An 11624-nucleotide genomic window follows, 5' to 3' on the forward strand; every position below is an offset into this window, starting at 1 on the left:
CCGTTCCCCCGCTTCGGCGCAGGGGAACGGCTTTTTGGCATGCGGGCCCGGGCAGGGGGGCGTAGGCCGAGCCGGGCCGAGCGCGGTCAGCCAGTGCGGTACGAACGGCCCGCATGCTCTGCATGCCGGGAGCGCTCGATCACCTCGCCGTACTGCTCCAGCAGCTCGTCGAAAATCGAGACCCATGAGCGGGTGACGGCATGGCTGCGGCCTTGCTCGCCCATGCGGCGCGCCAGCTCCGGTGCGGCCGTCAGCCGCTCGATGGCAGACGCGAAGGCGGCGGCGTCGCCGGGCGGGCAGAGCAGGCCGGTCGCTTCGTGGCGCACCGACTCCCGGATGCCGCCGGCGTCCGCGCCGATGACGGGCAAGCCGCTCGCCATCGCTTCCAGCGCCACGTTGCCGAACGTCTCCGTGCTCGATGGAAAGACGAACAGATCCGCCGACGCGTACAGCTCGGCCAGCTCCTCGCCTTCGCGATAGCCGGCGAATATGGCGTTGTCCGGCGCTGCGGCCCGCAGCTCCGGCAGAGCGGGGCCGTCGCCGACGATCAGCCAGCGCGCCCTTCCCTCCCGGGAAGCGGGCAGCCTGCGCAGCAGCTCGGCCAGCGTGGCGACATCCTTTTCCGGCGCGATGCGGCCGACGTAGAGCAGGATGCGCTCGTCCGGGGCGATGCCGAAGCGCTCGCGGACGAGCCCCGCGCGGCGCTTGGCGGGATGGAACAGCTCGCTGTCGACGCCGCGCGTCCACAGCCGGAGGCCGCCGACGCCCTGGCGGTAGAGGGCGAGCAGCGTCTCGCGCGACGGCGCGAACGTCGCTCCGCAGCTGCGGTGGAACCAGCGGATGTAGCGCCAGTAGAGCGGGACGGCTTTGGCCATGCCGTAGTAGGCCAGGTAGCGGTCGAAGTGGGTGTGGTAAGAAGCGGCATGGGGCAGGCCGCGTCGCCGGGCGTAGCGGAGGCCGCACAGGCCGATGTTGAACGGCGTCGCCAGATGAAGCAGGTCGGGGCGGAAGCGGTCGAGCTGCTGGCGGATCGACAGCAGGTTGGGCAAGGCGAGGCGGCATTCCGGATAGAGCAGGAACGGGACGCTGGGAGACGGGCGCAGCGACAGCGGCGGCGCTTCCGGGGCGGGAGGCGGCGTTGTCGCTTCTTCAGGCGAGGCGGGGGCGAAGACGAGATGCTCGATGCCGCGGCGCTCCAGATGGGCGGTCAGCCGCCCGAGCGTGCGGGCGACGCCGTTCATCTGCGGGGCGAACGTATCCGTAAACAAGGCGAGGCGCATGGCGATCCCTCCCGGTTCGGTCGTAGCGAAAGCGGCAGATTCGGCGATCCCGTCCCGCGCGCTCTCTCGGCTAGAGCCTACCGGACGACTGTCAGCGCCGGATCAGCGCGGGGTGTAGAGGTTGTAAATGAGGGCGGCTTTGGCGGTGGTGGCGCGCTAGCGGTTCGGCAAGAGCTTGGCTTCGAGGAGCGGGTTCGGCGGGCGATAACTCGAAAAAATCGAGTTACGGGTCGCCAAAGAGGGAGCGGGGTGGGCAATAAGTCGGAAAAATCGAGTTACGGGGCTTGGAGGAGGGGGCTGGGTGGGCAATAAGTCGAAAAAATCGAGTTACGGGTCGCCGAGGAGCGGGTTTGATGCAGTTCGGCAGGCTGAACGCACAAAAACGCCGGCAGGCAAGGAGCGGCGCTCCCTGTCTGCCGGCGTTCATCATCATGCGTCTAACTTTTGCCTAGGCGCCCGTGCCTGCAGCATCCGATCCTGCGTATCCGCAACGCTCGCGCCTGCAACGTCCAAACCTGCGTCCGGCGCCTGCGTATCCGCAACGCGCACAATTTCAACGCCTACGTTTGCAACGTCCGCATCTGCATCCGAGCCTGTGTTTCCACAACGCGCGCGCCATAACGCCTACGCATGCAACGCGCGCGCCATAACGCCTACGCCTGCGGCGCTTAGGCGCCCGCCGCCTCCCAAGCCCGGCGGGCGGGCTAAGCCTGCTCCTCCGCCAGAGCGGCGATGCGCAGGATGACCTCGGCCGCCTTGACCATCGTGTCGGCGGACACATATTCGTAGCGGCCGTGGAAGTTCTCTCCGCCCGCGAACAGGTTCGGCGTCGGCAGCCCCATGTAGCTCAGCTGCGACCCGTCCGTGCCGCCGCGGATCGGCTTGATGTCCGGCTTGACGCCGCAGTCCTCGAGCGCCTGCCGCGCCAGCTCGACGATGTGCATCACCGGCTCGATTTTCTCGCGCATGTTGTAGTACTGGTCCTTCAGCTCGAGCGTGACGCTGCCCGCGCCGTACGTCTGGCGGAACTCCTCGGCGATCGTCGCGAGCAGGCTCTTGCGGTTCTCGAAGCTTTCGCGGTCGAAGTCGCGGATGATGTAGCGCATGCGCGTCCGATCGACCGTGCCCTCGAACGAGATCAAGTGGAAGAAGCCCTCGTAGCCCTCCGTGAACTCCGGCACCTCGCCCGCCGGCAGGCGGCCGTGCAGCGCCATGCCGATCGACTGCGCGTTCAGCATCTTGCCCTTGGCGTAGCCGGGATGCACGTTTTTGCCCTGGATCGTGACGACGGCCTCGGCGGCGTTGAAGCTTTCGTACTCCAGCTCGCCGAGCGGACCGCCGTCCATCGTGTAGGCGAAGTCGGCGCCGAACGCCGCGACGTCGAAGCGATGCGGCCCGCGGCCGATTTCTTCGTCCGGCAGGAAGCCGACGCGAATCCGGCCATGCGGAATTTCCGGATGGGCGGCCAGATAGGCCATCGCGGTCATGATTTCGGCGATGCCCGCCTTGTCGTCCGCGCCGAGCAGCGTCGTGCCGTCGGTCGTAAGCAGCGTCTGGCCCTTGTAGCCGGCCAGCTCGGGGAACTCGCGCGGCGAGAGCGTAATGCCGGGCTCCGCGCTGAGCACGATGTCGCCGCCGTCGTAGCTCTCGATGAGCTGCGGCTTCACGTTCGTGCCGGTGAAGTCGGAGGCGGTGTCCATATGCGCGAGGAAGCCGATCGTCGGCACGGCCTTGGCGCTCGTCGCTGGCAGCGTCGCCATGACGTAGCCGTTGGCGTCGAGCGTGACCTCGGTCAGCCCGATCGCCTCCAGCTCGTCCGCCAGCTGGCGCGCCAGCACGAGCTGGCCCGGGGTCGAGGGGCATGTCTCGCTGCTGTCGTCGCTCCGCGTATCGACGGCCGCATAGGCGACGAAGCGGCGGATCAGTTCCGATTTCAGATCATGCTTGTCCATGAAAAAAATCTCCTTTGCTGTGCTGGGACGGCTCGTGGAGCCGCCGCTTCAGCGGAATCTGTCGCTTGCGCCTGCCGCGCCGCCTCCAGGACGGCTCAGCAGGCTCTTCATGCGTCCACTATAGCAGGTGCGCGGGCACATAATCCAGCGAGGCCGGCGCCAGCGGCATTCCTCCGAGCGCTGGGTCGCGGCGCAGGCCGCCATTTCCCCGAAGCGCCTGTCCGGCCGGCCGCCCGAGCCGCCAAGGCATCGGCCCCTTCATCCTGCTTGCCCAGCCCCGGCCCCCGCGGGCGGCATATGCTGGTGGCAAAGCTTTTGACGACCGTACAGGAGTTGATCGAAACCATGCCGAAGCCGAAGGCGGCGGGAGCCGCAGCGCTCCCCCGCATCGACGTGCTCATCCCCGCGATCGAGAAGGACCTTCCGACGCTGCCCCATGTCATCCGCGCCGCGCGCGCCCAGGTGCGCCATCCGATCGGCGAGATCGTCATCGTCGCCCCCCGCAAGGACGCCATCGTCTCCCTGTGCCGCGAGCACGGATGGAGATTCGTCGACGAGAACACCGTGCTGCCCCTGACGAAAAAAGACATCCATTACCGCTCCGCCCGCTGGGAGCGCTCCGGCTGGCTGTTCCAGCAGCTGCTCAAGCTGAGCGGCGACAAGCTGTGCTCGGCCGATTTTTTCCTCGTCATCGACGCCGACACCGTTCTCATCCGGCCCCATACGTTCCGCTCCGGCGGCCGCACGACGTTCTACACCCGCAGCTGGACGCAGCCGGAGTACCTGCGCATGCACGAGCGGCTCATGGGCCGCAAGGCGGCCGCGCCGCGCTCGCTCGTCACCCACTACATGCTGTTCGAAAAGGCGAAGCTGCGCGACATGAAGCGGGACATCGAGATGCGCCACGGCATGAGCTGGCATCGCGCGATCCTGACCAAGCTGAACCGCTCGCAGCAGTTCGGCTTCAGCGAGTACGAGACGTACGGCAACTATGTGTACAGCCGCAATCCGGCCGCCGTGCGGTTGCGTCCGGCGCTCAACCGCGCCCTGCACGACGGCGTCCGCAGCCTGACGCCGGAGCGGACGCGCCAGCTGGCCGCCAAGCACCGCTCCGTGAGCTTCCACGAGCGCAAAGGCTATGTGCGCAAGGCCGGAGCGTCCGCGCGCCGGATCGAAGCGCCGGCCGGAGCCGGCGCAGCTCGGCGCACGCTCGGCGGAAGCGGACGCGCCGATGACGCGGGCAGGACGGCTTTCCTGCGCGGCGGGGCGGCGAAGCGTCGGCCGTCGGCCTTTGCCGGACCAAGGCTGGCCGCTTGCGCCGCCGTGCGGCGAGGCGGGGGCGGCCGCCGATGAAGCCGCGCGGCAGCGGCCGGGCCGGACACGCCGCGCCAGGGCGGGGCCGCTCGCCGCAAGCCCGCCGCTCCGGCTGGTCCGTCGACTGGCGCGGCCCGCTCGGCCGCGCCGGCGGACTGGGCGGAGCGAGCCGGAGCTATGTGCGCGCGCTGCGCGGGGCCGGCCTGCCGGTGAACGCTTCGGCGGCCATGGGGCAGCCTGCCGCCGGCCGGCTTGCTCCGGGGACCCGCCGGATGCTCGTGTACCATTATCCGCCGCATACGCTCGATCCGGATCGGGCGCGCCGGGCCGGCTACGGACGGGTCGTGCTCAACGCCGTCTGGGAGACGTCGCGCATCCCGTCCCAGTGGCGCAGGACGATCAACCGCTACGATGCGGTGCTCGTGCCGTCGCGGCACAACGTGCAGGCGATGAAGGACAGCGGCGTCAGCGTGCCGGTGTACCGGGTGCCGCACGGGGTGGACACGCGGCGGTTCCGGCCGGGCAGGCCGAAAGCCGCGCTGCCCGGAGCGGAGGGGCGCTTCGTCTTCCTCTCGGTGTTCAGCTTCCAGCATCGTAAAAATCCGGAGGCGCTGCTGCGCGCCTATGCGGAGGAGTTCAGCGAAAAGGACTCCGTGCTGCTCGTCATCAAGACGAGCGGCTGGCGGGAAGCCGGCGGCTCGGCGGGGGCAGAGCGGGCGATCCGCCGCTACGTGGCTTCGCTGCGCCTGCCGCATCGGCCCGCGCCGATCCACATCGTCGCCGGCCATATTGGCGAGCGGCGGCTGCTGGGGCTGTACGCGTCGGCGGACGCCTTCGTGCTGCCGACACGGGGAGAAGGCGTCGGCATGCCGTTCATGGAGGCGCTCGCGTGCGGCGTGCCGGTCATCGCGCCCCGCTGGGGCGGGCAGAGCGACTTCCTGACGGACGGCAATTCGTTCGCCGTTCCTTACAGGCTGCGGAAGCCGGCGGAAAGCATGAAGGGAGCCGGCGCGATCTCGCGCCGGTTCGGCGGCCTGTTCGCGCAGGAGGGGCAGCTATGGGCCGAGGCCGATCTGGCCGGGCTGAAGCGGCAGCTGCGCGCCGCGAGCCGGGACGTCGCGCTTTGTCGGCGCAAGGGCCGGCAGGGCCGCGAGGACATGAAGGGCTGGAGCTGGGAAGCGGCGGGACGGCAGCTGCGGCAAGCGCTGGAGAGGATCGGGACGCAGCCGCCGCGGGGCGGAGCGGCCGCTTCGCGGGAGAGCGGCGAGGCCGCTCCGCCGGGCTTTGTTTCGGCCGCGCTGCGTGGACAGCGCCGGCGGGCGCCGCGCGGGAGCGGGAGCGCTCCGGCAGACGTCAAGGAGAGGAGAACGAGACGGAAGTGAGACTTATCCTATTGTCCGGAGGCTCGGGCAAGCGGCTGTGGCCGCTGTCCAACGAGATCCGGTCGAAGCTGTTCCTGAAGCTGCTGCCCGCGCCGGACGGCACCCTCGAGTCGATGATGCAGCGGCTGTGCCGCCAGCTGCGGGAGGAGGGGCTGCTGGAGGGGGCGGTCATCGTGACCCATCGCAGCCAGGCCGAGATTACGCGCGCCCATGCCGGAGCGGACGTGCCGATCGTGGAGGAGCCGGCCAAGCGCGGCACGTTCACGGCGGCGGCGCTCGGCGCCGCCTATCTGGCCGGTCCGGGCCGCGCGCCGGAGGATGAGGCGGTGTGCGTGCTGCCGGTCGACCTGTTCGTGGAGGCGGACTTCCTTGCGCTGCTGCGGCGGCTGCCGGAGGCGCTGGCCCGCGGCGCGGAGCTCGGCATGATCGGCACCGAGCCGACGCATCCTTCGGCGCAGTACGGCTACATCGTGCCGATCCGCGAGCCCCGCCCCCGCCGGCCGAAGCGGCGTGCGGCGGCCGGCGGCCGGAAGTTCGGCGGCGTGACGGACGCTGGCGCGGACGCAGGCGCAGACGGAGCGGGAGTTGGCAGGAGCGCAGCGCGGCCGGACGCGGACGCGGGCGAAAGCGCCGCGAGAGCGGGCAGGAATGCGGCGCCGCCTGACGCGGACGCAGACGGAACGGGCGCGGGCTGGCTGCCGGTCGGGCGCTTCGCGGAGAAGCCCGATCCGCCGGCGGCGACGAGGCTGATCAAGCAGGGCGGGCTGTGGAACAGCGGCGTCTTCGTCTTTCGCCTGGGGTGGCTGCTCGGTCAGCTTCAGGCGCGGGGATATCCGTCCTCGCTGCCGGAGCTGCTGCGGGGCTACGAAGAATGGAGCGAGAAAAGCTTCGATCAGGAGCTGGCGGAGAAAGCCTCCCGCAGCCTCGTGCTGCGTTATGCCGGCAGCTGGAAGGATCTCGGCAGCTGGAGCACGTTCCTCAGCCAGCTCGGCGAGGCGCAGCTGGGGCCGGGAGCCGTATCGGCCGGCGCCCGCAACACCCATCTCATCAACGAGCTGGGCTGCCCGATCCACGTCATCGGCATCTCCGACGCGGTCGTGGCTGCGAGTCCCGACGGAATCCTGGTCGCCAGCAAGGAGCACTCCGACCGGATCAAGGAAGCGCTTCGCGAGCTGCCCGGACTGCCGATGCAGGAGGAGAAGCGCTGGGGCAGCTGCCGCACGCTGGAGATCGACCGGCTGAGCGGCGGCGGCCAGGTGCTGACGCGGCGCGTCGCCGTCCATGCGGGCAAGTGTACGAGCTACCATCTGCATGAAGGCAAGGAAGAGGTGTGGACCGTGCTCTCCGGCGAGGGCCGCTTCATGCTCGAGGACGAGATCTACCCGATCGGACCGGGCAGCGTCATGCGTTTTCCTCCCGGCTCGCGCCATGGCGTCAAGGCCGTGACCGAGCTGCAATGCATGCAGGTGGAGATCGGACGGGTGCTCGATGAGCGGGACATCGAGCGGCTGCTGATGAGCTGGTAGAGCTGGCGGGCTCGGTGCAGGCAGGCGGTTGCGATGCAAGCAGGCGAGCGCAATGCGCGAAAGCAGGCACGCTGTCGCGGCAGGCGGAGACCTCGACAGGGAGGCTTTGCCGCCGCGAAAGCTTGCGACGAATCAGCTCGTTAGAAGGCTTCAAGCGGCCCCATTGAAAATCTAACGACGGATGAAACGCTTAGAGTCGCAAAAGCCGCCGAAACATGGCCGAAACACGCGCATCGGGACATCTAAGCGCGTGAGGAATCGTTAGCGCCGCGAAAGCAGGCCAAATGAGCTTCTAAGCGTCTGACGCGTCGTAAAGGCTGAAGCTGCGTCAATGAGGCGGCTTTCCCTGACCGCGGCAAGGCAATGGGGGGGCTGGAGGCGCGGCTGCCGGCTGCAGCAAGCAGATTCAGCTGCAACAAAGAAGCCTCTCGATCCGTTTTCGAGCGGCAACCGATCGTTCCGGGCCGCTTCTGCGGGGTTCCTCGATCCGCTTGAGGGCGAGTTCAGCGGTGGGCCGTCTCCTCGGGCAGCGAATTTTGACCGTCGCCAGCCTGGGGGCGGTCGCCTCGACCGTCCTCGACCAAAAGGCAGGCGCTCGCAGATCGGTTTTTTCTTGCAGCGTCTGCCTATAGGGGCATGCCCAGCTTTTTCATGCGGTTGTACAGCGTCGCTCGCGATATTCCGAGCTGGCGGGCAACCGCTTTTTTGTTGCCGCGCTCAGCCTCGAGCAGCCGGCGGATGCGCTCGCGCTCGTAGTCTTCCGGGCTGTCGGGCCAGCGAGCCGGAGGAAACGGCTGGCTTCCATTGCCGTAGCCGTGGGCAGCCCCGCCGGGAGCAGGTCCGGCGGAGAACGGCCTGCCTAGAGCAGCCCCGTCGACGAAGGTTCCGCTGGAAGCTGCGTCGACGGGAGCAGCCCCGTAGGCAGGCCCGCCGGAAGCGGCGCTGCCCGAGGCTGGCCCCCCGAAGACTTGCTCGCCGAAGGCAGCCCCGCCAGCGGCTTCCGACGTGCCGGCCCAGCCGAGGCGGTCGGGCGTCGCGGCGCTGCGAGCGCTCTTTCCGCCCGTGCCGCTGCTCTGGCGCGCCGCGTTCTGCAGCAGCCGAGGCGGCAGATGCTCCAGCCGGATGACGCCGTCGGTCGCGAGCAGCACGAGCCGCTCGGCCGCGCCGCGCAGCTCGCGGATGTTGCCCGGCCAGTCGTAGGCGGCGAGCCGCTGCACGACCTCATGCGGACAAGCCTCGATGAAGCGGCCGTACAGCAGGGCGAACTCGCTGAGGAACGCGGGCAGCAGCTCGTACACATCCCCGGTGCGCTCGCGCAGCGGCGGGATGTCGAGCGTGACGACGCTCAGCCGGTAGTACAGGTCCTCGCGGAAGCGCCCGTCCGCGATCATCGCCAGCAGATCGCGGTTCGTCGCCGCGAGGATGCGGCAGTCGGCGCGCCGCAGCGCCGTGCCTCCGACGGCGTAGAACGTCCGCTCCTGCAGCACCCGCAGCAGCTTCACCTGCAGCTCCAGCGGCATCTCGCCGACCTCGTCGAGCAGCAGCGTGCCGCCCGCCGCCAGGTCGAGCTTGCCCTTGCGGCCGCGCGGGTCCGCGCCGGAGAAGGCGCCGCGCTCATAGCCGAACAGCTCGCTCTCGAACAGCGTCGGCGAGATCGCTCCGCAGTTGATCGCGATGAAAGGCGCTTCCGGCCCCGGTCCGGCATCGTGCATCGCGCGGGCGTACAGCTCCTTGCCGACGCCGCTTTCGCCGAGCAGCAGCACGGGCGCCTTGGCGGAGGCGAGCTTGCGCGCCGTCTCGACGGAGGCCCGCACCGCCGGGCTGCCGCCCCGGATCGCCGAGAACGGATCGGCGCCGCTCGGGTCGAGCCGCTCGACCTTGCGCTCGAGATGCTGCATCTTGGCCGTCATACGGAACAGCTGCTGGTTCAGGCGGATCTGCGACGTGATGTCCTGCTCGGCCGCCACCGCCCCGATGCGCTCGCCGCCGAGCTCGATCGGACGGGCGTGGATGACGGCGTGCATGTCGGGCCGCGGCTGATGCTGCGCCCCCTGCAGCACCTCGCCGGTCGTCAGCGCGCGCAGCACTTGGAGCCGTTCTTTTTGGAAAAAAGCATCCGCCGGACGTCCCATGATCTCCTCCCGGCGGATGCCGAACATCCGCTCCGCCTCGCCGGTCCAGGCGATTACCTCGCTGTCCGAGTTGATGACCGTGATCGCGCTGTCGACCGTCTCCAGCGTCGCCTCGAAGCCGGCCCTCAGCCGCCGGAACGACTGGCGCAGCTCCTCCAGCGCCGCAGCCGCAGAGACGCAGCCGCAGGGCTGGCCGCCTTCGTCCAGCAGCAGCAGCCAAGGGCAGCCGTCCGGCAGCGGCGGCAGCTCGTCCAGCCGCAGCGATGCGGGGAACGCCGACGCGGGTAAGGCGGCTGCAAGCCGGTCGGGCAGGCTCGCAAGCGCTTCGGGCAGCCAGCTCCAGCTCCCGTCTGTCTCCTGGCGGAACAGCGGCCGCTCCGGCTGCTGCTCCGGCCATTCCGAGAGCGCATAGCTCGTCTGGGGCAGCTCGATCAAGCGGGGGAGGTTCAGCTTCATCGTTGGTTCCTCCTCGTCGATGGGGGTGTCTAATAAGTGTATGAACAGGCAGACAATTATGTCTATGAAATTAGACACATTAGACACGATTCCTGCATGCGAAAAGCCCTTCCGCCGAAAATAGCCGAGCGGAAGGGCTTTGTCGGAAAAAAAGAAGCGGCCCCGCCGGGCGGGCCGCTCCTCGGGAGCTGCGGTTTGCGCCGGCCGCTGCGGGGCGGGCGGCATTTTTCAACGGAACATGTTCTGCAGCACCATCATCAGGTTGGCTGGCTTCTCCGCGAGACGGCGCGTGTAGTAGGGGTACCACATCTTGCCGTAGGGCACGTAGCAGCGGACGCGGTAGCCCTCGGAGGCGAGGCGCGCCTGCTCGTTCATGCGCAGTCCGTAAAGCATCTGGAACTCGAACTTGTCTTGGCCGATGCGGTTGGCGGAGGCGTACTCGCGCACCCAGCGGATGATCGTGTCGTCATGGGAGGCGATGGCGGTGTAGACGCCTTGGTCGAGGTGCATGCGGATGATCGCCTTGAAGTTGTCGATGACCTCGGACTTCTTCTGGTAGGCGACCTCGGCGGGCTCCTTGTAGGCGCCTTTGACGAGCCGCAGGTTGACGCCGCTCTGGATCAGGTCGCGGACGTCGGCCTGCGTGCGGCGCAGGTACGCCTGGATGACGGTACCGACGTTCGTCAGCCCTTCGCCGTGCAGCCTCTTGACCATGTCGATCGTCGCCTGCGTGTAGGGCGAGTCCTCCATGTCGATGCGCACGAAGTTGCCTGAGGCGGCCGCTTCGCGCACGACGGCGCGGATGTTGGCGTAGCAGGCTTCCGGATCGAGCGCCAGCCCCATCTGCGTCGGCTTGAGCGACACGTTGGAGTTGACGCCGGCCTGCTCGATGCCGCGCACGAGGCGGATGTATTCCTCGCGATAGCCGGAGGCTTCGCTCAGCGCCCGGATGCCTTCGCCGAGATGGTCGAGCGTGACCATAATGCCCTTGCGGTTCAGGTCGCCGATGACCTGGAGCGCGCCGTCCAGCTCCTGGCTGGCGATGAATTTGGCGGCGAGCTTGCCGCCGTATTTGAGCGTAAGCTTCTCGACGAGCGAATTGCCGGAAATCGTGAGCAGCGTCTTGCGGTACAGCTCGGAGCCGATGTCCATAGTGATCCCTTCCCCTTTATATGCGGATAATGGCGTTCTTAGGGAGTTGTAGTAGCAATATTCATGCCAACGGTATAGGCTATGGCATCCAGGGCGCTGGCGCCACGGCGGCTTCTGGCGGCTTGGCCGGCACGCGCCGCGGCGGCGCGCGGGCTGCTTGGAGGAAGCTCGGGCCGCGCGGCGGAATGCGGATGAGCTGGCTGCGGATGGGGCTGGGCAATGGAGCGAGGCAGGCGGTGCGGAAGGGGCAGTTGCGCGGAAAAGCCGAGTAACTCGGGTCGGATGTGCATCTGGATGGGGGAGATGCGCGGAAAAACCGAGTAACTGGGGTCGGATGTGCATCCGGATGGGGGAGATACGCGGGAAAACCGAGTAACTGGGGTCGAATGTGCGTCCGGATGGGGGAGATACGCGGAAAAACCGAGTAACT

At 68.5% G+C, this 11624-nt stretch carries 6 protein-coding genes and 1 pseudogene; 3 read left to right on the forward strand and 4 right to left on the reverse strand.

Features of this window, described 5'->3' with window-relative positions; translation table 11 throughout:
- Positions 1-86: 86 nt before the first annotated feature.
- Both H582_RS0112770 and pepT read right to left on the reverse strand, forming a co-directional pair.
- A complete protein-coding gene (locus H582_RS0112770) occupies positions 87-1280 on the reverse strand; it encodes a glycosyltransferase family 4 protein (RefSeq protein ID WP_028598839.1) in 1194 nt (397 codons plus the stop codon).
- A 704-nt stretch (positions 1281-1984) separates the two neighbouring features.
- A complete protein-coding gene (gene pepT, locus H582_RS0112780; RefSeq protein WP_028598840.1) occupies positions 1985-3217 on the reverse strand; it encodes a peptidase T in 1233 nt (410 codons plus the stop codon).
- Positions 3218-3577: 360 nt separating this feature from the next.
- Here pepT and H582_RS27365 point away from each other — a divergent pair.
- From H582_RS27365 to H582_RS0112800, 3 genes and pseudogenes are all read left to right on the forward strand, one after another.
- A pseudogene (locus H582_RS27365) lies at positions 3578-4372 on the forward strand (DUF6492 family protein); the annotation flags it as partial.
- A gap of 209 nt (positions 4373-4581) precedes the next feature.
- The gene (locus tag H582_RS27370; RefSeq protein WP_052333209.1) at positions 4582-5928 is read left to right on the forward strand and encodes a glycosyltransferase family 4 protein; all 1347 of its coding nucleotides are present in this window, start codon (positions 4582-4584) and stop codon (positions 5926-5928) included.
- Positions 5925-7454 (forward strand): sugar phosphate nucleotidyltransferase, encoded by a 1530-nt coding sequence (locus tag H582_RS0112800; protein ID WP_028598841.1) that lies wholly within the window; start codon positions 5925-5927, stop codon positions 7452-7454. Before H582_RS27370 ends, H582_RS0112800 begins: the two co-directional genes overlap by 4 nt.
- 626 nt (positions 7455-8080) lie before the next feature.
- Here H582_RS0112800 and H582_RS30090 read toward each other — a convergent pair.
- Positions 8081-10042, reverse strand: a complete 1962-nt coding sequence (locus H582_RS30090) for a sigma-54 interaction domain-containing protein (protein ID WP_052333211.1) — start codon at positions 10040-10042, stop codon at positions 8081-8083.
- 228 nt (positions 10043-10270) lie between these two features.
- Positions 10271-11194 carry a proline dehydrogenase family protein gene (locus tag H582_RS0112810; protein ID WP_028598842.1) on the reverse strand — a complete coding sequence of 308 codons (924 nt, stop codon included), beginning with the start codon at positions 11192-11194 and terminating at the stop codon, positions 10271-10273.
- Positions 11195-11624: the final 430 nt, after the last annotated feature.

This window comes from Paenibacillus pasadenensis DSM 19293, from assembly GCF_000422485.1.
GTDB lineage: Bacteria > Bacillota > Bacilli > Paenibacillales > Paenibacillaceae > Paenibacillus_O > Paenibacillus_O pasadenensis.

What these genes read in the sequence shown, in the direction of transcription:
- H582_RS0112770 (WP_028598839.1), bottom strand. Translation starts at nt 1,280, where the DNA reads ATGCGCCTCGCCTTGTTTACGGATACGTTCGCCCCGCAGATGAACGGC.
- H582_RS27370 (WP_052333209.1), top strand. Translation starts at nt 4,582, where the DNA reads ATGAAGCCGCGCGGCAGCGGCCGGGCCGGACACGCCGCGCCAGGGCGG.
- H582_RS30090 (WP_052333211.1), bottom strand. Translation starts at nt 10,042, where the DNA reads ATGAAGCTGAACCTCCCCCGCTTGATCGAGCTGCCCCAGACGAGCTAT.
- H582_RS0112810 (WP_028598842.1), bottom strand. Translation starts at nt 11,194, where the DNA reads ATGGACATCGGCTCCGAGCTGTACCGCAAGACGCTGCTCACGATTTCC.